General features: G+C 56.2%; 16 protein-coding genes. 6 read left to right on the forward strand and 10 right to left on the reverse strand.

The annotated features are described in order from the left end of the window. Positions 1-5: 5 nt before the first annotated feature. Positions 6-1,550, reverse strand: a complete 1,545-nt coding sequence (locus tag Poly41_RS02750) for a B12-binding domain-containing radical SAM protein (protein WP_146524367.1) — start codon at positions 1,548-1,550, stop codon at positions 6-8. Positions 1,551-1,794: 244 nt separating this feature from the next. Here Poly41_RS02750 and Poly41_RS02755 point away from each other — a divergent pair, with 244 nt between their 5' ends. Then, complete coding sequence (locus tag Poly41_RS02755) at positions 1,795-3,192, forward strand: RtcB family protein (RefSeq protein ID WP_146524368.1); 1,398 nt, start codon at positions 1,795-1,797, stop codon at positions 3,190-3,192. Between the two features lie 117 nt (positions 3,193-3,309). Here Poly41_RS02755 and Poly41_RS02760 read toward each other — a convergent pair whose 3' ends face one another. Then, a complete protein-coding gene (locus Poly41_RS02760) occupies positions 3,310-4,200 on the reverse strand; it encodes an endonuclease/exonuclease/phosphatase family protein (protein ID WP_146524369.1) in 891 nt (296 codons plus the stop codon). Between the two features lie 209 nt (positions 4,201-4,409). On the opposite strand from Poly41_RS02760, the gene Poly41_RS02765 reads away from it, so the two are divergent. Then, the gene (locus Poly41_RS02765; RefSeq protein WP_146524370.1) at positions 4,410-5,594 is read left to right on the forward strand and encodes a DUF2786 domain-containing protein; all 1,185 of its coding nucleotides are present in this window, start codon (positions 4,410-4,412) and stop codon (positions 5,592-5,594) included. Between the two features lie 58 nt (positions 5,595-5,652). Here Poly41_RS02765 and prmC read toward each other — a convergent pair whose 3' ends face one another. The 4 genes from prmC to Poly41_RS02785 form a co-directional block, all read right to left on the reverse strand. Further along, a complete protein-coding gene (prmC, locus tag Poly41_RS02770; protein ID WP_146524371.1) occupies positions 5,653-6,555 on the reverse strand; it encodes a peptide chain release factor N(5)-glutamine methyltransferase in 903 nt (300 codons plus the stop codon). 58 nt (positions 6,556-6,613) lie between these two features. Next, the gene (prfA, locus tag Poly41_RS02775) at positions 6,614-7,693 is read right to left on the reverse strand and encodes a peptide chain release factor 1 (protein WP_146524372.1); all 1,080 of its coding nucleotides are present in this window, start codon (positions 7,691-7,693) and stop codon (positions 6,614-6,616) included. Between the two features lie 156 nt (positions 7,694-7,849). Beyond that, positions 7,850-8,098, reverse strand: a complete 249-nt coding sequence (gene rpmE, locus Poly41_RS02780; RefSeq protein ID WP_146524373.1) for a 50S ribosomal protein L31 — start codon at positions 8,096-8,098, stop codon at positions 7,850-7,852. A gap of 135 nt (positions 8,099-8,233) precedes the next feature. Continuing rightward, a complete protein-coding gene (locus Poly41_RS02785) occupies positions 8,234-9,202 on the reverse strand; it encodes a bile acid:sodium symporter family protein (protein WP_146524374.1) in 969 nt (322 codons plus the stop codon). A 103-nt stretch (positions 9,203-9,305) separates the two neighbouring features. Between Poly41_RS02785 and Poly41_RS02790 the strand changes: the two genes are divergently transcribed. Beyond that, positions 9,306-10,625, forward strand: coding sequence for a hypothetical protein (locus tag Poly41_RS02790; RefSeq protein WP_146524375.1), 1,320 nt, complete (start codon positions 9,306-9,308; stop codon positions 10,623-10,625). An 8-nt stretch (positions 10,626-10,633) separates the two neighbouring features. Here the strand turns inward: Poly41_RS02790 and ccsA are convergent, their stop codons facing one another. From ccsA to Poly41_RS02810, 4 genes are all read right to left on the reverse strand, one after another. After that, complete coding sequence (ccsA, locus tag Poly41_RS02795; protein ID WP_146524376.1) at positions 10,634-14,227, reverse strand: cytochrome c biogenesis protein; 3,594 nt, start codon at positions 14,225-14,227, stop codon at positions 10,634-10,636. Positions 14,228-14,285: 58 nt separating this feature from the next. Continuing rightward, entirely contained in the window at positions 14,286-15,437 is a 1,152-nt protein-coding gene (locus Poly41_RS02800; protein WP_146524377.1) for a hypothetical protein, read from the reverse strand. Positions 15,438-15,704: 267 nt separating this feature from the next. Next, a complete protein-coding gene (locus tag Poly41_RS02805) occupies positions 15,705-17,465 on the reverse strand; it encodes a helix-turn-helix domain-containing protein (RefSeq protein WP_146524378.1) in 1,761 nt (586 codons plus the stop codon). Positions 17,466-17,601: 136 nt separating this feature from the next. Further along, positions 17,602-18,045, reverse strand: a complete 444-nt coding sequence (locus tag Poly41_RS02810; RefSeq protein WP_146524379.1) for a hypothetical protein — start codon at positions 18,043-18,045, stop codon at positions 17,602-17,604. A gap of 281 nt (positions 18,046-18,326) precedes the next feature. Here Poly41_RS02810 and Poly41_RS02815 point away from each other — a divergent pair, with 281 nt between their 5' ends. Genes Poly41_RS02815 through Poly41_RS02825 form a run of 3 tightly spaced genes read left to right on the forward strand, consistent with a single transcriptional unit; the run spans position 18,327 to position 23,013 of the window. Next, positions 18,327-19,778, forward strand: a complete 1,452-nt coding sequence (locus tag Poly41_RS02815) for a MotA/TolQ/ExbB proton channel family protein (protein WP_146524380.1) — start codon at positions 18,327-18,329, stop codon at positions 19,776-19,778. Then, on the forward strand, positions 19,775-21,958 hold the full coding sequence (locus Poly41_RS02820) for a hypothetical protein (protein ID WP_146524381.1): 2,184 nt from the start codon (positions 19,775-19,777) through the stop codon (positions 21,956-21,958). Before Poly41_RS02815 ends, Poly41_RS02820 begins: the two co-directional genes overlap by 4 nt. Continuing rightward, positions 21,955-23,013, forward strand: coding sequence for a hypothetical protein (locus tag Poly41_RS02825; protein WP_146524382.1), 1,059 nt, complete (start codon positions 21,955-21,957; stop codon positions 23,011-23,013). The genes Poly41_RS02820 and Poly41_RS02825 overlap by 4 nt, the downstream gene beginning before the upstream one ends. Positions 23,014-23,021: the final 8 nt, after the last annotated feature.

Genomic DNA, 23,021 nt, shown 5'->3' on the forward strand with positions numbered 1-23,021 from the left:
GGGAGCTAAACTCCTGCCGAAACGACATTCCCTGGCGAGTTCACGGTTGCTACTCGTTGCAACAACCGCTTGCGAAACCGCAGGTGTCTCCGCCGTGTCCATTCGACTAAGGGACGCCATGCGATGGCGGTCATTTGATGACGAATCACTTGGTACCAAATTCGGTTGGATCGTTTGTAGAGATACGACATCGCGAGGTAGGGCAGCACGGAACGGACATCGGTCGGTCGACGCCGCCAAATCGAAGCATGCGAAAACAAATGCTCGTAGCACCACTGGTAACCTCGCATCAGTTCCTCGGCTGTCATTCGTTTGGGCCGAAAGACCACCTGAGCCGTATCGTACTTAGACCAATCGGTGTGAAGCAATCGATTGTCCGCTTGCATTTGGGTGAACAGAGGCGTGCCCGGGTAGGGCGTCAAGATATGAAAGGTCGCACATTCAAGTCGATTCGCTTCGATCCAATCAACCGTCCTGGCAAATACACTTGCGTCATCATGGTCAAAACCAAACACAAAACTACCGTTGACTTGAATCCCGTTGTCGTGAAAGATTTTGACTCGGTGTGCGTAATCATCGGTCGCGGGACTTCTCTTTCGGGCGCCAACGATGTTGTCATTCTGTAGGGATTCGAACCCGACGAACACTCCGGTGCAACCAGCCAACGCCATCTCTCGAACAAGACTGGGTTCATCGGTCACATCCAACGATACGGCGGCACTCCATATCTTTTCGATTGACCGAAGCCCCACGCATAACTCTCGCAAATAGTCCTTACGCGAACCGAGGTTGTTGTCCGTGAAGACACCGTAGGGTTGTTCGGTGGCCTCGAACTCGCGAACGATTTGTTTGACATCGCGAGTCTGATAAGGCATGTGAAGGTTGTCGGTCGACAGGTAACAGAAATCACATCGACTGTGGCAACCTCGCGTGGCGATCAGGCTGGCCGTGGTCAAATAGTTCTTATCCGGCAACAGATCACGCCGTGGCGATGGATCATCACGATAGGGTTTGCGAAAATCGCCGTGATACACGGCTTGCAGCGTTCCATCACTGACATCACCAAGCAGCTTTCCCCAAACCTGGACGCCATCGCCAATCACAATCGCATCACCGTGTGGTGAGCATTCGTCTGGACAAGACATCACATGCAGCCCACCTAAAACGACCTTCGCACCTTGCTTGCGGTAAAAGCGAGCCAGATCATAAGCTCGCTCGGCGAAGGTCAGATGGACCGTGATTCCCACAACTTCCGGTAACGGATCGGTTGGTGGCGGACCAAGCAGGAGGTTCTCATCCCAGTAAGCAACCTCCCAATCCGCAGGTGTCGTTGCCGCGACACTCGTCAGCGCCAAACTGGGCGTCAAAACATGTTTGCCAAAACTAGCGTGAGGATCTTTCGGGTAAAATGGATTGATCAGGAGAGCCGTCTTTGGCTGAGGCTTCGAAGTGCAACGAATTCCTTCGAGCGAAGGTGCAACTCGAAATGCGTCGGGAAGCCAAAGGGTCACAGGATGCCTCATGATGTTGGAAAGGACGAGTCGTTGCATCAGTATAGCAGCCTTTTGTCGGCGTTTCGTTTTGAATCCGTTCGAAGCACGCCGATGGTTTGTTCCGCCTCAGGGAACCTTCCGGATCACCGAGCGAACGCGGCAGGCACGAGCGAACCTCGAAACGGCAAGAAGCTTCTTGGACGTACAAAGCAACATCGTAAGATGGGAAGACGACAACGAGGTCCGGTGTCACCTGGCACGACCTTTCATCAGCTTGCAGCGGACCTCCTAAGGAAGAAACATGAAAGCACGTGAACTGAACAACCTCGGCGTCCCCAAGGGACCCGTGATGAAAATCGCTCTCGAAGCGGTCAAGAACGCTGCCAAAGATGGAAACAAGCAGGCGGAAATGCGAGAGCGAATCTCGGCGGTCGTCGCTACGCCCGACTCGTTCACAGCCGACCCCATTTGGGGAACACTGGCGTCCAAGCTTGCCGGAGTCTTCGAAGCTCAAGCTCGCTACATTGGCCGTGAAGATCCTGCTCCCTGGAAACAATGGGGCGACGGACTCGAAGCGGGTGCGGTGGACCAGATGGTCAATGCCTGCAAATTGCCCGTCACGGTCTCGGGCGCCTTGATGCCCGATGCACACCAAGGTTACGGACTTCCGATCGGTGGTGTCTTGGCAACGAAGGACTGCGTGATTCCTTACGCGGTCGGTGTCGATATCGCGTGCCGGATGAAAATGACCGTGTTGGATTTGCCAGTCGAGACACTGAACAAAGACCAAGACCGTTTGCGTAACGCGATCGAGCGAGAAACGCTATTCGGGGTAGGGGCAGGTTTTCGCAAAAAGCGAGAACACGATGTCCTGGACGCCGATTGGACGGTCTCGCCGATTACGAAGCTGAACCGCGATAAGGCCTGGAAACAACTTGGAACGAGCGGCAGCGGAAACCACTTCGTCGAGTTCGGCGTCTTGACGCTGGATCACGAAGACCTTGGACTTGAAGCGGGGACCTATCTGGCACTGCTTAGCCATAGCGGTTCACGAGGAACAGGGGCGGCGGTTTGTTCGCACTACAGTTCGTTGGCCAAAGAGGCACATCCGGAACTGCCACGTGAGTTGTCGAATCTGGCTTGGCTTGATCTCGATTCCGAAGCCGGTATGGAATACTGGGCAGCGATGAATTTGATGGGAGAGTATGCCGCAGCAAACCACGCATGCATTCACCACGCGATCAAAAAGAACCTTAGTGTTGATGTGTTACTCGACATCGAAAACCATCACAACTTTGCTTGGAAAGAAACGCATGGCGGCGAAGAGTTGATCGTTCACCGCAAAGGAGCGACTCCGGCAGGCGACGGTGTGCTGGGGATCATTCCCGGATCGATGGGAACGCCTGGCTATATCGTTCGCGGCAAAGGTGTCGAAGCGTCGTTGCGGAGTGCATCGCACGGAGCGGGCCGCAGGATGAGCCGCACAGCAGCGAAGGCGAAGTTCAACTGGAAAGAGGTCAAGCGTTTTCTCGATCAGCGAGGTGTGACGTTGATGTCGGCAGGACTCGATGAAGTCCCGATGGCGTACAAGGACATCGAAGAAGTGATGGCATCGCAACAGGACCTCGTTGAGTCGGTCGCCCGTTTTGATCCCAAGCTGGTCAAGATGGCTAAGGCGGGCGAACGGCCAGAGGATTGAATCCTCAGAGATTCTTAGAATTCGACATGGGGCAGGAAAACCATGACGGGAACCGCGAACAAGGTAACGATGGAACTGCAAATTCCGTAGCGTGTCGAAGTTGACCGATCCGTCCGATCATCTTGTCGAATTGGCTTGGCTTAGAATCGCGGTCACCGGATAGTGATCCGACGGCGTCCGACCCTCTTTGCCCGTCCGATCAATAGCGGCTTCTTGAAGCGTCCAGCTGCCTCGAATCGCAATCCAGTCGATTCGCGATCCTTCAAGCGTCGAGGACTTGAATCCCGAAAAGGTTGCTTCACCCGATTCATCCGCCGGACGTTTTGTGGCATAGGTATCAAGGAATACGGTTTCGCCTGGAAGTTCGCTAAACAACGCTCGATAAGGTTCACTGTCGGCCGCCGCGTTGAAGTCTCCGGTCAGGACGATGTCACAGCCGTCGCCGAGCTCGTCCGCTTTCTTGCGAAGCAGCCTCGCCGATTGCAATCGTGCGTCGCTGCCACGATGATCGAAGTGCGTGTTCATGAACAGAATCGGTCGTTTCGATTCCGATACTCGGTCCTGGAGCCGCACCCACGAACACATCCGTGTCAATGATGTATCCCACGACTTGCTGCCGGGTATTCTCGGCGTTTCACTGAGCCAAAAATGCCCCTCTTCGAGCAGCTCAAATCGTTCGGTTTTGAAGAACAAGGCCGTCATCTCGCCCGATTGATCACCACGATCACGACCAACACCGACGCTGGTGTAGGCTGGCATTTTCTTGGATAGAAACTCCTTCTGGAACTCAAGCGTTTCCTGTGTGCCAAGCAAGTCTGGAGCATACGCGTGAATCGTTTCGGCGACAAACTCTTTTCGCTTGTCCCAATGGTTTTCACCATCGTTGGCCGTACCGTAGCGAAGGTTAAAACTCATGATGCGTAGTTCATTGGCGGATCCCGAGGAACCGATCAGCGACGAAAGTAACAAAGCCAGCATGGTTGTGTGCAAACAAAACGTCTTACTCATCGTCGAAGCTCTTTTTGAAATTTTTTTGGGCGGGAAGCATGGGGGTGAATGAAACCATTGTAACCTCGTGTCGTCTCGGCGGAATCCACGGATCCGCAATCAATCTTAGAAGGAGCAGCCAACCGAGGATGTCCGGTTTGAAACGGAGCCAGAAACCGTTATTATCCAATCGAACGTCAACAGTTTTCGTTAAACCGAGGCCAAAATCGATGGAATTTGTTTGGAACGACGGCGGGCGATCCGGCAGCGGCTTTGTTGGGCTGACCGGTGATTGTGTGACGCGGTCGATCGCGGTTGCGACCGGAACCAGCTACCGTGATATCTACCGCGATCTCGGTGAGGCATCGAACAAGACGCCCCGTAACGGAGTCCACACAACCGTCGCAACGGAATACCTAAAGAAACTCGGTTGGAGGTTCACCCCAGGACGGGGGCGTGGTTTTTCATCCGCATGGCTGCCCAAGGGGGTTGTGATTGCTCATCTGGGATTGAAGCATGGTCGTTTTGGGGGACATTTCTGCACCCTGATCGACCATGTCATTCATGACACATGGAATCCGAGCGAAGACGACGGCTATCTGGTTGAAGGCTATTGGACATTGCCTGACGGAACCCGTGACACGAAGTTGCCAACGATCGCTCCGAATCGGCGCGTTGATGCCGAACAAGAGCTGACTCAGAAAGAATTTGACAAGGTGCTTCACCGTCTGCGGGCACTCGACAACACCGCCAACAATGACGCCAGCACCGAGGGTGAGAAACGCAACGCGTTGCGGATGATGCAAGCGATGATGCTGCGTCACAATTTGTCACGTGAAGACATCACAGATGACGACAATGTCGAGAGTGTTTCCTTTACGCGAAGAGCGTGCCCGGTCAATAGCAGCCGTGCTTGCGGTTGGGAAAAAGAGCTTGCGGCTTACCTGATCGAAGAGATCTTCCCGTTGATGGACTGGTACTATGGTCGTCGTGGCCATCGAACCTTGTTTTGGTTCTACGGCCCCACCGACGACGTCCAAAACTGTATCCGCTTGTTCCGCGAGCTTGTGCTGACGATTGCCACCGCTGCTCGGCTTCAATATGGTGGCTATTCGCGTGGCAGCGGCGCCTCCTACGCAGAGGGCTATGTCCGTGGGCTACCGCGTTACCATTCGAGTTCGCAAACGGACGAGAGCATGGTTAGCGAAACGGCGTTGATTCATACGCGTGCCCTGGCCGTGCGTCGGGCTGCTCGCGAATGGCTCAAGCGGGAGTGTGGCGTTTCGGTGGTGATGACCCGCGGATCGGCGCGGGATCAACACGATCCGACGGCGGCCGGCCAAGGGGAAAAGCACGGCGCAAAGCACGACGTGACCGCAGCAAATGGACGATCAAGAATCACACAACGTTCTTAGACACAAAAGCCGACTCTTCGTTCCCCGTCGATCCTTAGCCGCTCAAGCGAGTCGTGTCTTACGGTGCGTCGGTCGACGCTTTGCGCATCGAGATCACGCGGCGATGGCCGGCCAGGTCTTTCACAAACCTCAGATCGTCGAGGCAGGTGGTTGCGTCGAACAATTCTTCGCATAGCTCTGCGATCATCGGACTGATCTCAATGATCAATCGTCCGCCAGATTCAAGACGCTCGGGAGCCGTTTCGAGCAAACGCTTGATCACATCCATTCCATCGATACCCGCGACCAACGCTTCACGTGGTTCGTACTCTCGCACGGTCACCGAAAGTTCGTCGTATTCGGACTCACTGACATAGGGCGGGTTGCTGCAAATGATGTCGAACGTCTCGTGCTTTTCGACGGACTCAAAAAGGTCACTGTGGACGAACGCTACCGAATCGGCCAAGCCCAAGTGCTCCGCATTCCATGTTGCAATCTTGAGAGCCGCCTCGCTTTGATCAATGGCTGTCAATTGGGCGTCTTTGATATGCTTGGCCAATGAGATCGCGATCGCGCCGCTGCCGGTGCCCACATCGGCTATTCGAATTGGTCGATCACGGACCTTCATCGCTTTGGCGCAATCGATGGCCTCGACCACCAGATGCTCCGTTTCCGGACGCGGAATCAAAACGTTTTCATCGACACGGAACCGCAACGAATAGAATTCACGATAGCCGACCAATTGCGCCACCGGAGTCCCTTCGCCGCGCCGCCGTACCATCTCGCGAAAGGCCACGCGTTGTTCTTCGCTGGGAACCTCCGCGAAAGCGGTGTAGAGTTCGATGCGAGCGCAGTCTCGTGCATGAGCCAAAAGGATCTCGGCATCAAGTCGCGGCGATTCGCTGCCACGTTGCTTGAAAAATCCTGTCGTCCACTCCAACAGCCTCAGCACCGTCCACGGTTCTTCATTTGATTGCGTCATCTGTAGGGTCCCCGAGCAGAAGCTCACTGATCGCGGCCAGGCCGCCCTGCGGTTAGGTCTAATCGATCATATCGCCGCGAAGCTGATCGCGGTCGAACTCGATCATCGCCTCGGTCACTGCGGATAAATCCCCAGCGATGATCTGGTCGAGCTTGTAGATCGTCAAGTTAATGCGGTGATCCGTGAGTCGGTTTTGGGGGAAGTTGTAGGTGCGAATTCGCTGGCTTCGGTCACCCGATCCGATCAACCCTTTCCGCGTCTGCGCCTGCTTTGCTTCTTCTTCCTCACGCTTCTTCTCGTAAACCCGAGCTTTCAAAACTCGAAGTGCTTTCGCCAAATTCTTGTGCTGGCTCTTCTCATCCTGACACTGGACCACCGTGCCCGTTTCATAGTGCGTCAATCGGATTGCCGATTCGGTCTTGTTGACGTGCTGGCCACCGGGTCCCGAGGCACAAAACTTGTCGACACGATAGTCATCCGGCTTGATGTCAATTTCAACATCTTCGGGTTCGGGCATCACCGCAACGGTGGCGGCCGACGTATGCACACGGCCTTGCGTCTCCGTCTCGGGAACTCGCTGAACTCGATGTCCTCCCGATTCGTAAGCCAGATCGCGATAGACATTTTCACCCTCGAGCGTCAGGGTGATGTCCTTGAAGCCACCCATTTCGGTGGCGCTATGGTCCATGATCTCAATCTTCCAACGCTTTGTTTCCGCATAGTGCTTGTACATTTCAAACAGGTCACGGGCGAACAAGGCCGCTTCATCACCGCCGGTTCCGGCGCGAATCTCCATCACACAGCGCGTCCGGTGCGAATCTTCGCCGCCGACGGTCAACGAGAGCAATTCTTCCCAAAGCACTTCCCGCTGCTTTCGCAGGCTGGCCATCTCAACCTCGGCCATATCACGCTCATCCGGATCCGAGGCCGCCTCGGCCATTTCCTCACAACCGCGGATCTCGTCGGTCAGTCGCTTGAATTCGCGGTACTTTCCCGACACCTTGGCCAAACCACCATGCTCGCGCGCAGCCGCACTCATCCTTGCCCCGTCTGCCAAGACCTCGGGGTCCGACATGTCGGCCTCCAACTTTTTGAAGCGGGCCAGCTTTTCTTCGAGCGTATCGCGAATGGTACTCATGGACAGTGTTTTTCAAAGAAAGGCAACCGAGGAATCGGGACGATGGTTGCGGCAGGGAAGACAGGGATGAGGGATGGACGAATCAACGTACGAAAACAGCCGCACGAGTCCACGAATGAACGGTGCGGCTGGTCAGGTTTTTCGGTGGTAACGAAGCTACTTTTTGGCTTTCTTGACTGCCTTCTTGGACTGCAGGCTACCGTAGGTTCCCGCCGCAAATTTCTTCTGGAACTTGTCGATTCGGCCCGCGGTGTCGACATATTTCAGTTTGCCGGTGTAGAAGGGATGACATTCATTACAAATGTCGATCTTCAACTCCGGGCGAACACTTCGCGTCGTGAACGTATTGCCACAACCACAGTGGACCGTCGTTTCTTGATACTTAGGGTGTATGCCGTCTTTCATGGCGGTTCTGCTCATCTTCTCTCGAGGGAAATGCACGCTGGCGATCGTACAGCGTCGCAAGTCCCGGATTCTACGCGACAGACGACGGTTTGTTCAAGGCCGCCGGTAAGCCCATGCACCAACGGGAATCAAGGCTCAACCCTCTGGGGGGACAGATTCCTCCCCACCCGCACGCCAGCGAGCCGCGATGACGGTGTCAATCGTCAATTGCAACAAGTGGTACATCAGCATCGGAATGACGCTGACCCCCAAGTCGATCGCGATTTGCAGGCCTACCATCAGCGTCTTTTGGCTGCCGCCGATTCCGACTGCGATTTGACTCTCTCGGTCCGCTCCAGCCGCACGTGCCGAGAAAACCCCGATGCCAAAGGCCGCAAGATGGATGGCCATCACCAGCAATGCCAGCGTGATCAAGGTGATCCCCATCGACCTTGAAGCCGACTCACTCGCTTGCTGCACCACTCCTGCACTGGCAACGGAACCCAACACAACCATCGACAAGATTCCAAACTGTGCCAAGAAAGACAATCGAATCTTGTGCCGGTCAGCAAATGCTGCAAGCCCAAAGTACCGCATTGCTTGAGCCAGAACCAAGGGGGCAACGACAATCGTCGCCAGCTTTTGCATTTGCTCGATCGCGGAAATGTCGGCCTGACGGGCCAGCACCAACGCAACACCTACCGGAACGACCACAATACACGCCAAATTCGTGACCACCGTCGTCATCAGCGCGATCGAGTCGTTGCCACCGGCTTTCCGCGTCCAAACCGCAGCCGAAGCCAAAGTACAAGGCACCAGCGAAACAACGTACAGACCGCCAAACTCTGCCCTGGGGAGCAGCCACTGCGTCGGTAAACACAATAACGGCACTACCAAAATGTTGATCCCAATTGCTAGCAAGCTAGGCAGGGGACGACGAACGCTTCTGCGGATTGCTTCGGCATGAAGCGTGAACCCCATCATCCACATCACAACGAAGACGATCCCGCTGCGCAGCGTGGTCATCGCCATCAAAGGTTGAAGCGTTTCGCTAGCAAAGTAGCCGGTGGAAAAACAAGCTGCGAGTGCGAGCAGGAACCAGTGTTTTTTCAACGCAACCCACATCGTGTAATCTTTCCAAACGACCTATCGGCCAACCAGCTTGTGAAACTAAGATCCTCGCTAAAGTCTAGCCAAAAATACCGTCGATCGTGGGAAGGGAATCCGCATGCATGAACGGACACAACGAGCGCTTGCTCGCTTCGTGTTCGTTGTTTGCTGCGCGGTCCCGACGATTTTTACCCTTGTGATTCTTTTGGTGACGTGGACACCATGGTACCACCAAGCCGAATTGCGTGAGTTGACCGAGTCGATCGCCAAAGATACCGGATTCCTGATCGAAGTGGCTGATTTTGAACGCCCCAGTCCATCACGACTGGAACTGGTGGGGGTTCGGGTCATCGACCCGGAAACCCAACATGAGGTTGCTTGGGTCGATCGACTGTCGTGGACCGAAGTCAACGATGGCGTGTCCATCGTGCTGAGTCATCCCAAACTATCCGCCGCCGAGCTATCGGGAGCTTGGCGACTCGTCCACGACCGGTTCCTGTGCAGCTCCCTTTGTTTGTCGACGCCCGTGCGGTTTGCCGCCAGTGATTTAGAGATCGAACGTGTCAATGGTGATCGTGCCGCAGGATTGAATTCGCTTCAGGACATTGACGCATGGATCGAACCCGGCCAAGGTTCAACCCGCGCTACGATTGAATGCGTTCGATCAAGCCAACGAGCCGGCAGCGGTTTTCGAATCGAAGTGGTGCGAGATCGGACAACGGACACGCCGACCACGCAGTGGTTATTGGAAACCCGTGACGCTGCCCTGCCCTGCTCTGCCCTGTCGGATTACCTTACTCCGCTGCGATCGCTTGGCCCGAATGCCGCTTTTGCTGGAAGAATTCGGTGGAGTATCGATACAAACGGATGGTGGGTTGATCTTGGGACATCGCGTTTCACGGGAGTGGACCTGGCAAGCATCTCGGAGCGTTCGCCTCATCGGTTGAGCGGAACCGCCACCCTCTCGTTGACTCGTGGAATGATCCGCCCCGGCAAAACCTTGGATGTTTTAGGCGAACTGCGAGCCACGCAAGGATTTGTCAGCACATCACTCCTTGCTTCACTCGAAACGGATTTTGGGATGAGCGTCACAGGCGATTTCCGCAACCGGCAAACGATGCCCTACGATTACTTGGGGGTGCAGTTCGAATTTTCGGGTTCCGCACTCACCCTTGATGGCATTTGTCGCACCGAAGAAACACTCAAGAGCTTGCCGGCCGGGGTCGTCTTCTGTGCCGGCAATTCACCTCTGGTGGAGGCCAGAGAATTGCAAATGGCGGCCGTAAACCTGACTCGAGCGTTCACGACACCCGAAAGCGTGACGGTGCCTTTATCCGAATTGACGATGCCGATCATCGAGTGGCTGGTCCCTCCGAGTCCCGTCAGCCGAATCGGAGCCTTACCAACATCGTCGGCGCCGAGAAGAGACGGTTGGTAGGATAATGGCTAACCCTCCAATAAGTCGCTCGGTTGCTTGCCGGCGATGAGCCCTGCGATGATGAAGATCGCTTGAACGCCGAGGAACAGACTCAGCCACATCAAGACCCCCGAGGTGAATCCGTAGCTGTGTAGTCCGATGCCAAGCTCGTTAGTTCCAAACCAGCTCCAGGCCGTGACAACATTCCCGCCGATCGCGAGGATCGAGAAGCCTTTTGCGCCGACCATGCCGTCCCATCGAGCGTGCAGCATCAGGGCATTCCAAATCACGATCAGCAACGCCCCGTTCTCTTTTGGGTCCCACCCCCAGAATCGGCCCCATGAATCATCGGCCCATAGCCCGCCCAAGACGGTCCCCACAAAGCTGAACAGAATCCCAAAACAGGCCGCTCCGTAACACATGCGATACAGGTCTTTTAGCGTCTTCGGATCTTTTCCAACCCAACCTGCGATCAAGTAGCCGATGCCGAGCGTTCCCGCCACAAGCGTCGCGACGTATCCGAGCGTCACACTGATGACGTGTGTGGCAAGCCAGAACTGAGTATCGAGAACCGCCTGCAAAACCGGCATCGTGTCGCCTTTGTCCAACCCATAAGCGACCAACAACGTCAACACGCCCGCAGCGGCCGACAACATGTTCCCCAGCCCATATCGGAAGATTCGCTCTACGATCAAGCCAAACAACACCGAGCCCCAACCGATGAACACGGCCGACGAATACAAATTGATCACGGGCGCACGACCGGTGATCGCAACCCGACAAAGAATCGCTAGGGTATGAATCGCCATCGCCATCAGTAGCGTTCCCCAAACGACCTCCCGGAGTCGCGGCAAATCGGCCATGAAATAGATCAAACCCAAAACCATCGCAACCAAGTACATTGCCATCGCGACACCCGTCGGCCAATTCGCTTGCATCCATCGCTCGAGCGAGACCAACGATTTGTCGTAACCACGAATCGGGTAATCTTGTACCGCGGCCAAATGATCGTCGACGGCAGAATTGAACTTGCTGGGGTCTTCGTCGCGGTACGCCTGGATCATGTCCCCAAACGACTCGATGCCAACCCGAGGAGCGACGTCTCCTGCGGCGGACATTTTGGCCATTTCAAAAAACGCCGGTCCAAACGAAGACCATTTTGGATCATTCGACGGTTGCATCGCATTGGCCGGTTCTGGCGGGATGAACGAAGGCGAATTCATCTTTTCGACATTTTGCATCATCATTTCGAGCTGTCGCAAGGCAAACAGGCCACGCGTCCGTTCGTCCGTCCCTTCCGGAAAGAAGCTCTCAGGAATCTGGGGCGGTACCGGTAATCGAATCGCCGCCGCAGTGACCGTGTATTGCCGTGTGCGCAGGTCCAACTCAATCAATTTCTTTTCTTTGAAGGACTGATCGATCGATTCCTTGCTAAAGGCCGCCTCGACAATCTTCGACGCCTTGTCCCAATTCTCGAGGATCTCGGCACGAGAATAGAGTTTGCTTTCGCGTCGTTCGAGTCCAAGCTCGCTGCGCACTTCTTCGGCATCAATACGGAACATCGGCAAGTATTGCAGTTGCGTGTCATCGACCGCGACTTCCATCAACCACTGCATCGCCGTCATCCGCTTGCCCGTCGCTCGTTTCTGGATTCCGGTGGGCGCTTCGTCGAGCGGAAGCGACTCTTTATTGCTCATCGCTTTGAGCGTTTGGCGAGCGTAAGCGTCGAGCGGCATGATCCGGCCACCAAACTGTGTGGGAATCTTGCCGGCCGCGTAAAAGTCGAACGACGTTTGCCGTGTCGCCGGGCGCATCGCGCTGATCACCGCGGACCAAGGCACCAGCATCATCACAGCAAAAAGCCCCAGCGCCGCGGTCGCCACGTAAACCGGCATACGACTCGGCGGGGTTAAGTTGTACGTCGCCAGTTTGGCGAGTTCCTTGTCATTCTCGCGCCGCCGACGTGCCAAGAATCGTGATAACGTACCAAGGAAGTGTGCAAGCATCCCCAGCCCCGCTATGCTGCAGGCCACATACGGAATCAGCCAACCGGCATTGCGAACGACTTGAAGCACCGTCACTTCCTTGCCGCTCGGAAGTGTATCGTACTTTGATTGATAAAACGTCTCGCCACGATAACGCAGCGGGTTGTTCATCCAAACCCGGTCCTTACGGTCCTCGCCCGTCTCCTTGTCGATGATACGAATGAAGGACGAATAGTCACGCGGCGTTGTGGTCCCGCTGTACGTCACTTGGCGAACATCTTGAAGCTGAACCCAGTACGGCTTCACTTCGCGATGGTATCGCAGTGCAAGTTGATAAGAGACATCACCCACGGTGATCGAATCAAAATCATCAGGAATGTTCTCTCCCGGCGACAGCATCTGGCGATCGGTCAACAATTGGCTAACCATGTACGTGCCGAGCGATTCATCGCTATCTTTATCGATCAGTTCGACATAAGCCGCCGTCAAATTAACCGCGTTTTCGACACCTCCCGACTTCCCTCGCTGTTCCGCGACGACTTCCTTACCGATCCCACGATTGGCAAGGTTGCTCTGGTCTTCGTCCGCCTGTTTTAACGTCGAGTGCTCAAAGAATCTCAGCACCTTGACATCTACGGGCAACGCCTCGTCACGGAGGACTTCACCCGATGCTGCAGCACGCAACAAACGAGTCGCCGGAATCGCGACCACATTTTCGGATTGGTCTTGGCGGTCGATGAAGGCAAGCTCCACGGCATCCGGATTGACCAGCACGTTCGTCGATTGTCCTTCGACAAGGCTGAGGTTCTGTTCGAGTTGGCGATCCCCAAAAACGAACTGACCGACCATCAACAGCCCAACGCCAAGATGCAATAGCACATTGCCACCCTGTTTATCAAACACCAATCGACACCCAGCCAACAAGATCAATCCGGCGCCAAGTCCTTTGGTCAATTGCCACACAATCCGCAAACCGGGATTGCCAATCCGCGTCCCGCTGACCAAGTAATAGACCAATGCCGCAGCGACGATGACCGCTACGGTGATCAGCAGTTTGCGAACGGTCTTGTCGGGGGTCTTGGTCGCGGCCACCAACGATCCCGCGGTGGACAAGGACAAGACCGCCAGCACCCACCGCCAAAGCGTCTCGTAACGCATCGGTGGTTCACCCTGCAGCCCGTCGCTGCTGTGGCCCGTCGACACGATCAACCCCGCGACTACGGTTCCGATCACCAATAGCGCAATGCCACCAAACAGATTCGAGCCGCTGGCATGGATCTTGAACCGCGTGATCTTCGCCGCAATCAAATTGACCATCAACAAGGCGCCGACCAACGCGCCACCGGGAAACGGGATGACGCCCGGAATCGGTTGTTCATGCCGATAGAAGGCCTGGGGGAAAAAATCATCCAAATGCAGCGGAGCAATCCAAGACAGGAAGTACCGATTCTTCACGTCCAGCATGTTCATCTGGTCTTGGGCCAAAGTCCCCACCAAGACCAACACCAACGAGATGGCAAAAAGCAAGACCGTCAACTTAAGTGAACCGAGCCAATGCAACACCGTGGGGCCGATTTTTCCAGCCGTAGGGTTACGAGTGCCGTCGGGGGATTCAGGAGGAGTAGAAATCGTTGCCATAAGGATCGGTTCTTGGTGGGATGAAGCCGCCGACGTCTCTGCGACGGTCGACAACTGTTTAAAACTGCAAGGATTCGATGAAGGCTTTGGTTTGGTCTGATTGGTCCCTTACCGTTTGGACGGGACCCGTCATCTTGATGAACATACTGAAATTGTCTTCGAGCGGAACAATCGTGGCGTCAATCGCGGTTCCCGAAGCAGGGTCTTCTCCCAATAATAGGAACCGTTGCGACTTTCGACCATCAACTTCGATTGTTTCGGCATCCTCGATCGCTTGGTCCACGACTTGATCGGACACACCGCTGGGGCGAATTTGGCCGAGCCAGCGAACGACGTTACCGCGAAGGTCCCCACCAGCGGCAATGATGGTGATTTCCGCTTCCGCATCCTCCGGTCCGACGTTGAATGCTGCCAATCGCATCGTCGACATTCGCCCGTCTCGCCATCCTTCCGGCTTGTCGTATTTCAGTTTCGATTCGGATTGCGGCGCGGGCGATGCCGCCGACAAGGAGCCAGAGGAGCCACTCGGTGGCGTTTGCAACCCGCTGTGGATCGCGTCTTGAGGCATTTGCCCCATCATCGACGGTGCGGCAGCCACATCCTCACCTGTGGCCTTGGCAAGCAGATCCACCCAAACGGCTGGGCCATCCGCCGTATCGATCTCAATCGCTTCGCCACCGGCCCATTTTTCGTTCGATGGATCCAACCCCAACTGAGTGCGCCAACGATTCACATTCATGACCACCTCCGCGTCCCAATCGTCCTGCTTCGGCAACGATGAGACACTGATGTCAAGTTGCTTCTCAGGCGTGTTGACATCGATCGATGCAAAACGCATCGGCTTTTCACCACCCAAACGCCAACCCTCGGGCAACTGACCAAGATCGGGCGCGCCATCGGAAAACTCGATCGACTGGACAAAGCTCCGAAATTCGTCCGCGATACCCCCAATGGCTTTCTCGGGGCCGGTGACTTTAAAAAACCAGGTTTGATCCGCTACGGGAAACATCGCGCCCAGTCGCCGATCAGTACCAGCACGAAACTGCGCCGGCACGTCCGTCGGGATCGAATAGGTCACGATCGGGTCTGGCTGATCGCAACCGATCGTGAACAAGGTGGAACCGGCCAACAAGGCCCATCGAAGGATACGTGGCGCGGTTGCAAGTGGCTTGTTGGCGAAATTTCGCCAGTACAGGGGAAACCTGAGCATGTCTGCCTAAGCGGAGAGGGTAGGAAGCAGTTCGAGCCGATGAGGAGCCCATGAAGAACTGCATGAGGGTAAGAGGTCTTACCGTTTATAGAAACCCCGCAAGGATTTGGTTCATACGCCGCAAGCAAATTGTCGAGCCAACCCGCGAGCTAGCTGCGAGAAACCGTAAGTTCCCTCCTGTTTGTCAGCCGACGGCTCATCTCCCCGTCGCACTGGTCCCTTGTGTAGCCAAGCGACACATGCGCGCCCGTTTTGATCCTGACTCGCTTACCAACCCATCAAGCTGATCAAGGAATCGGTAAGAGAACTCACCGGGGCCGATGGTTCGGTGTAGGTCCACATGTTTCGCACCAAATCGGTCATCAGCATGCCGCCGATGCTCATCACGCCGATGATCATCACCAAGGTGACGCACTGCATCGTTGTGAAGGGGACTTCGTAGCCCAACGTGCCTCCGGGGCCTCCTCCCACTTTCGCTCGGCTACTGGTCGATTCGATTCCCATCGCGCCGGCTTCGTCACCGAAACCACCATCGTCGACCATCGCCGCATCGGCTTCGAAAACGTCACCGTCAAGGGCACTCGCTTCGTCCCCAAAGGCATCCGCACCGATTTCGACCGGCTCGCCAATCGCCTCGGAATCTTCGACCTCGATGACCTGAGACCCGCTTTCGATTTCGGCTTCCAGTCCGATCCCCGAAGGCGACAACTGGAACTCTTCATCGGCTTGGAAGTCCACTGAGGATCCACTGCCGCTCAGACCAGAACCCGACGATCCGCTACCGCTTCCATCCCCCACTTCGGCGCCAAGATCGAGTGCCGAGATACTGCTGCCAGCCAAATCGAGCGGTTCGCTTTCGAGCGACAGCCCGCTGTCGGAAGGGCTCATCAGATTGATGCCGCTGTCGCCAGCGACCGACAAATCACTTTCGGCCGAGCTGATCACCAAGTCATCATCGTCATCGGAAATCAACAAATCGTCATCATCCCCTGTGGCGAGGGCATCGTCGCTTCCGCCTCCCAGTCCCGACACACCGCTACTGAGTGCGCCAAGTCCCAAACTGCTGCCCAAGCCCGACGAAGCCAACAAGTTTTCGCTATCGCCGGTAATCAGCCCGCTTCCGTCCTGCTCTGCTCCAAGCAAATCAAGTTCGCTGAGCACGTCAACGCTAGCAGCCCCGTCGGCCACGTTAATCGGCGCGTCCAGTTCGTCCATCAATTCCAAGCTGCTGATACCCGACGCCGACGCATTCGAGTCGGCTTTCCCAGAACCGGCAACCACTTCATCCGCTAAGACGTCCATGGAATCATCTTCATCTTCGTCGCCGATCACCATATCGTCGCTATCTTCTTCACTGATCCCGCTAAAGCTCAACCCGCTCTTGCTGCCGGTTGCTGCTTCTTCGAGCACATTGTCCAAGCTGACGTCCGACCCCTCGGCCGCTTCATCAACGGACTTATCTCCGGTAAGTTTTTTTAGTTCCTCATCCGTGACCGGGCCGGTGCTGCCCGCATTCGGCTCGATCGCCAAATCGATCATCGCTGAGTCATGGTTGATCGCCGCATCTTCGAGTTGCAGTTCCTTGGAATCGATCTCGACCAAGTTGCGATCTTCATCAAAGTCCAAGCCAAGATCGCTATCACTCGCAACGAGCGCTACATCGCTTCCTTCATCGCCTCCGCCGGCAACCAAATTCACATCGCTGCCACCGCTGCCCTTTCCCGTGGGCTCATTCCCGATTTCAACGTCACTGCCACCCTCGTCCGCCGGTTCATCCCCACCGATCACCTTCGATCCGCTACCGAGTGCGAGCGACGAATCGGCTCCGAGATCGCCAACTAAATCGCCTGAACCCCCGAGCGAATCGAGTAGGTCGTCGGCCAAACGCTCGACTTCGTTCGCAGGAAACTTCCAACTTGCACCATCGCGGAAACCACGGACTTGACCTTGGCTACGGAGTTCGACCAACCGATCGGTTGGAATTCCAAGCTTCTTTGCGGCGTCTTCGAGGGATAGGTAATCGGCCATGGGGCTTCTTGGCTCCGGGGTTTCGCTGTAACAGCTGAAAACAGACAAGGGAAACGTTTTGCGATCCATCGCCTTGAATACCGACCACTCCGTTCATGCTCTACATTCTCTAAACCCTCTAGACCAACGCAATGGATCATCGCGACTGATTCATCTGGCGGATTTCCTCCGGCAGCGGGCTGGTCAGGTTCAGTTCGAGTGAGAAATCAGCGTCCACCGGGCGGCTGCTGACAAGTCGAATCATTCCCGACCTATCGATATGATACACGGCCATCCAAGATTTTCCCGCATGTATTAGCGTAATTGTCTGAGTTCCCGAGCCGTCAGAATGGGAAAAACCGATCATGTCGCCCGCAGCACCCACCTGAAAGGGGCGTGCCGCCGTCTGAGACAACACGTTCTGCATCCCTGCGGCCGTCCCCACCACTGGCCCAGCATCCTCCACGCCCCCCTCTGCAGGACCAAGATCAACCGCAACCGGAGGCTGGCTCGAGACGAAGGAAGTCACAACTAGGGCGAGTGCAGTGAACAAAAGAAACCTCACCGTCTTTTGCGAATAGTCGTTCTCGTGTCCGAACATGATGGTTTGCCTTGGATAGTCGTGGTTGATGAGCGGAAGGCCCGCTCCCGTTTTCCAGATCGTACGTGGCTTTGCACTTATCGGGAAAGCTCAAACAACATGGCTCTGCCGAGCCGACGATAAATTTTTACGATTGGGTGAAGTGAGCCGGTCAAAATGGTCGATCCGGTTGTAACGAGCGTGCCATTGCGCGCCGTCGTTTGCGCATCAGCCGTCACGGCTGCAACGTCGGCAAACCTTGTCCATCTGAACCGAGAATTCACCGATTGAGGCTAGATTTCGTGAAACGCTATCAAAACGAGGGATCAACGGTTTCTGCCGGGACCACACCGGCCTACGGCGGCATCGCCTGGGGATCGCTCGGTGTCCTGATGGCCGGCGGTTTTTACGCGATTGTAAAACTGACCGCTTGGCCCCCCCTTGAGCGGTACTTTCTAGGACACCCCGTTGCTGTCGCCGCGACGATCCTGTTCTCGATAGCCGTAGCCGTGTTGATTGGAAAATTCATCCAAACCACGGTCCAGTGGAACGCACTTTCGTCGATCCGCGACGAAGACTTGATGCCCGCCCATCTGCACGGCAGCACGACGGCCCGTTGGCTTGAATCCCACGATGCCGGCCATGTCGCTCGAAGTTGGCTTACCCAATTGCGTGAGTTGCCGCTCCAAACCCGCGCCAGCCACTTGGTTCGACGACTCGAAGAAATCTTGACACGGCAAAGTCAACGCGGCACGACCAAACAACTCTCCGACGACCTTCGCGAACTCTCCGGTCGCGATGCCGACGTCGCTTACGACTCGCTCGGCCTGGTCCGCATTATCGTTTGGGCCATCCCCATGCTGGGCTTCCTTGGAACGGTCATCGGCATCACGCAAACGCTCGGCGGTCTGGACTTCACCGACGGTGCTGCTGCGGTCGACCGCCTCAAAAGTGGATTGTACGTCGCGTTTGATACAACCGCCTTAGGGTTGGTGTTGTCCGTGGTTGCGATTTTCCTGCAATTCCCGATGGAAAGAACCGAGCAGCGGTTGCTCTCTGCGATCGATGCTCGGATTGGACACCTCGTCTCGTCGGCACTTCCAAGCGACGAGGCCTCGGACAACCAGGTTTCACTGATTGCTGAGCTTTGCGAAGGAATCCGCGTTGCGGTAGCCGAATCGATTGAAAGTCAAGCGACGGTTTGGCGACAAACGATTGATGAAGCCCGAAACCATTGGCAAAGTGTTCACGAGAGCGACACGAATAAGATCGTCGAGGCCTTTGAAGACACGCTGAAACCAGCGCTCCGCGATCACGCGGTTTCGCTTGAACAGTCGTCCCTCCGCGCGGGCGATCGCTGGGAACAGCAATGGGAGCAGTGGCAAGAAAGCATGGCAGAACACGCTGCGGTGTTGACGACCCATCAAGCATCGCTGGTCGACCAATACACTGCGCTGGCCGAAACGCACACTCGCGCCGGAGAACTCGTTGCGATGCAGCATTCCATTGACTCCAGCTTGCAGCAATTGAGCGAAACGAATGCCGCGATTGACCGCAGCATCACCGCCTCGGCGGGCGATGGTATGGCAGACGCGATGCGAGTGCTTGCTCGCGCGGTCGACGTCCTGTCCCATCGCTTGCCGACCATCGTGAAGATGCATCAAGCAGCGGATCTCTCGGCTCCATCCATCGACGATTCCATAACAACGGTATCAAACGGTGGTGCTTCGAATACCTCGAGGCGTGCAGCATGAGTGGGCGTCGTCGCCAAGCCCTATCACCGACTCTGTTTCCGTTTCTCGCCGTCTTGGTCTGTACCCTCGGCACGCTGATTCTGTTTCTCGCTCTGGTGGCACAGAAGGCGACCAAGGCTGCGGAACAGCAGGTCGCGGAATCGGAAAAAGAAGTTCAGGCGAACACGCTCGTTCAGACGGAAACACCTGAAAACGGCGAACCTGTCCTGTCGGTCAAGACGGCCAAGTCGCTGATCGCGGAAGAACAAGTGCGACTCGAACAAGTTGTCGCCTTCCGCGACGAACAGGCAGCAGACCTCGAACGGAAACGCGATGAGTTGACCCATCTCGAAGATCATCTGAAGCGAGTCCGTGATGAACTGATGCGTCTGAGTGACGAAGTCAAGCTCGCAACAGGAGAAGAACAAGCGGAAGCGATCGATACAGCCACGATCGAATTTCTGAAAGCACAGCTGCAAGCCGAAGAACAGGTGGTTGCCGAGCTGAAGGCAAAAGAGGAAAGCAACACGCCTCGCGTCGTCATCGTTCCGCACAAAGGCCCTAACGGAACCGATCGGCGACCCGTCTATCTAGAATGCACCAAGGATGGCGTCATGATTTGGCCCGAAGGCGCGCGAGTTACACCGGAGCAACTCGCAAATTCAAGCCGTGGTGCCAATCCGATCGACGCGGCCCTGCGGGTGATTCGTCATCATGCGATGCAGAATTATGGCGACTCCATTCCCCCCTATCCGCTGCTGGTGGTTCGACCCGATGGAATCGAATCGTACGCAACTGCCCGAGCAGCGATGGACGACTGGGATGACCAATTCGGTTACGAACTGGTCCCCGGAGCGGTGCAATTGGCGTTCAATCCACCCGACCCCGCTCTCAAACGACGCATCGATCTGGCAATCCAAGAATCGATCTCCAATCAACAGTCCCGGGAACAGCAGGTACGTCGACTGGCAAGGGGCGGTGGTCGCGGCCAATCGGGTCCGCTGCCAACCTTGTCCGCCAAACAACTCGATCGCGAAGGCAAGGCAAACGGCTTTAAATCCGCCAACGGTAAGATCCCCGACACCTCGATGTACGGGCCTTCCACCAATCCTTATGCCACGAAGGACTCGTCTTGGTCCGCGGGAAGTGAAACCGCCCCTGATTCGGCGAACACGACTTCAACCACCGCGATCGGTGCGAGGCAAATGCAATCGATCGAAGACGAGATGCGATCGGCGTCCGCGGAGATGCACGCTTCGGGACTCGGTGGTGATTCGCAATCTGCTGCGGAAATCGGACTCGGAACGCAGGCCACCAGCGGAAGCGTCCCGAATGGAAGTTCCAGCGGTATGGCTGCAGGCGGTCAATTGGAACGCTTCCTCGACAAGCATTACGGCGACTTAGAACGTGCGCAGGTTGCTCACTCGCTGAGCGGCCCTGGCGAAGCGGGACCCCCTGGGGACTCGTCCATGTCGCTCGACGCGCCCGCTTCCGACGGCGCAGCATCGCTATCCGATACCGGATCGCGTGCGGGCGACGGCGATCCGAGCGACCCAAACCGCACGATGGCACCGCCTCAATTTGCAACTCCAGACACCAGCGCCCCCTTTTCAAAGCCGGACAGCGGCCAGGGATACGGTCCCAGCGGCTCGATGGCGGCATCGTCAGCAGCAGCAGCGTCGTCGTCGACGGTTGCAAGCGAACAAGCCGGAGCGGGAGGATCGGACTCCCCACCCCCATCCGAGAACCGTCCAATGGGCGGCAGCATGTCCGTTCGCAACGACAACACGAAACCCAGTGAAACGCGACCGCAGAACTGGGCCATCCCCAAACACGTGGCCCAAGCACGAGGAAACTCAATCATTCGCACCATCCGAGTGCTCTGCTACGAAGACCAGTTCGTCCTGCTTGCTCCCTCAACCGGTGGTGCAACGGAGATGTTTGGATTCAGTGACGAGAGCATCTCGCAGGCGACGACGGAGCTTGGCGATGCGGTCCGAAAACGAGTCAACGGATGGGGACCGTCACTGCCCGGAGGCCGCTGGCAACCGGTGCTCGACGTCGAAATCATGCCAGGTGGGGACGCCCGGTTCAAGCAGCTTCAACAAATGATGCGAGGCAGTGGCGTGGAGCTGAGGGGCGACAAAGTCGAAAGCCTCGGCACGGGCCAGCAAGCGACACCCAGAGGATTGACCCCATGAGCCGATCCAAACGAAATCGAACGACCCTTGAACTCGGACACGATGCCTTTTTGGACATTGTCGCCAACCTTGTCGGCATCTTGATCATCTTGGTCGTGGTGCTCGGGACGCAATCCTCGCAGGTGATCGAAGAAATCAAGGCAAAAACCGATCACAACCGATCAGCGGAACTGCAAGTCGACGATGCTCATCGGCCTGCGGGCGAAGATCTGATGCAATCCCTTGGAAGCGTCTCGATGCGAGCCGCTTCTGCACAGGCCGACTCGGATCGTTTCGAGATGACGATCAAGAAATACGATCAACAGATCGCACAGCGAGAACAACAGCGCGGCATGCTGTTGGATTTGCTTTCGGAAGCAAAGGCAGCCTGGGACGCGGAAAAAGAACGCTACGATCGGCAAGCGAGGGAACTTGCGGCCCGGAATCGTGAGTTCGACGAAGCGAAGACCAAGCTCGCCGAACTGCAGGGCGAGCGTGAGCGACTCGAGGGCGAGAAGCAACCCGTCGTCGCAGTGACGCACCTGCCAACTCCGATGGCAAAAACCGTCTTCGGTGACGAAATCCACTTTCGACTCAAAGCCAATCGCTTGAGTGTGATACCAATCGATCGCTTGGTTGCCGAAATCAAGAACGATTTTGAACGGGCCTCGGTCGGGCCTCGTGATGGGCTGATCGATGCGGCAGTCGGTCCCATACGAGGCTACACCGCAATGTACGAAATGGCCAAGAGCCGCGAATTGGTCTCTCAAGGAGGCCGAGTCGGAATGGGCATGCGTGTTTCGTTTGTCGGCATGACCATCACGCCGTTGAGCGAACCGCATGGGACGCCGATTCAAGAGATGTTCCGTCAAGGTAGCGAACTGGATATCGAATTGGCGGGCCGCGACCCCGGGACCACCACGATCACCGTCTGGGTTTATCCTGACAGCTTCGCAGCTTTTCGGCATTTGAAAGAGCATCTCTATGCTCGAGGCTTCGCGGCGGCAGCACGCCCGATGCCGATGGATCGAGACATCACCGGCGGCCCGAATGGATCAAGGTCGACGGCTCAATAGGGCCGAGC

The organism is Novipirellula artificiosorum, assembly GCF_007860135.1.
Lineage (GTDB): Bacteria > Planctomycetota > Planctomycetia > Pirellulales > Pirellulaceae > Novipirellula_A > Novipirellula_A artificiosorum.

Excerpts from the sequence above, each read along its gene's own strand:
- Poly41_RS02810 (WP_146524379.1), bottom strand. The coding sequence starts at position 18,045 with ATGTTCGGACACGAGAACGACTATTCGCAAAAGACGGTGAGGTTTCTT.
- Poly41_RS02825 (WP_146524382.1), top strand. The coding sequence starts at position 21,955 with ATGAGCCGATCCAAACGAAATCGAACGACCCTTGAACTCGGACACGAT.
- Poly41_RS02790 (WP_146524375.1), top strand. The coding sequence starts at position 9,306 with ATGCATGAACGGACACAACGAGCGCTTGCTCGCTTCGTGTTCGTTGTT.
- Poly41_RS02760 (WP_146524369.1), bottom strand. The coding sequence starts at position 4,200 with ATGAGTAAGACGTTTTGTTTGCACACAACCATGCTGGCTTTGTTACTT.
- Poly41_RS02785 (WP_146524374.1), bottom strand. The coding sequence starts at position 9,202 with ATGTGGGTTGCGTTGAAAAAACACTGGTTCCTGCTCGCACTCGCAGCT.
- Poly41_RS02750 (WP_146524367.1), bottom strand. The coding sequence starts at position 1,550 with ATGCAACGACTCGTCCTTTCCAACATCATGAGGCATCCTGTGACCCTT.
- Poly41_RS02820 (WP_146524381.1), top strand. The coding sequence starts at position 19,775 with ATGAGTGGGCGTCGTCGCCAAGCCCTATCACCGACTCTGTTTCCGTTT.
- Poly41_RS02755 (WP_146524368.1), top strand. The coding sequence starts at position 1,795 with ATGAAAGCACGTGAACTGAACAACCTCGGCGTCCCCAAGGGACCCGTG.
- ccsA (WP_146524376.1), bottom strand. The coding sequence starts at position 14,227 with ATGGCAACGATTTCTACTCCTCCTGAATCCCCCGACGGCACTCGTAAC.
- Poly41_RS02805 (WP_146524378.1), bottom strand. The coding sequence starts at position 17,465 with ATGGCCGATTACCTATCCCTCGAAGACGCCGCAAAGAAGCTTGGAATT.
- prfA (WP_146524372.1), bottom strand. The coding sequence starts at position 7,693 with ATGAGTACCATTCGCGATACGCTCGAAGAAAAGCTGGCCCGCTTCAAA.
- prmC (WP_146524371.1), bottom strand. The coding sequence starts at position 6,555 with ATGACGCAATCAAATGAAGAACCGTGGACGGTGCTGAGGCTGTTGGAG.
- Poly41_RS02765 (WP_146524370.1), top strand. The coding sequence starts at position 4,410 with ATGGAATTTGTTTGGAACGACGGCGGGCGATCCGGCAGCGGCTTTGTT.
- Poly41_RS02800 (WP_146524377.1), bottom strand. The coding sequence starts at position 15,437 with ATGCTCAGGTTTCCCCTGTACTGGCGAAATTTCGCCAACAAGCCACTT.
- rpmE (WP_146524373.1), bottom strand. The coding sequence starts at position 8,098 with ATGAAAGACGGCATACACCCTAAGTATCAAGAAACGACGGTCCACTGT.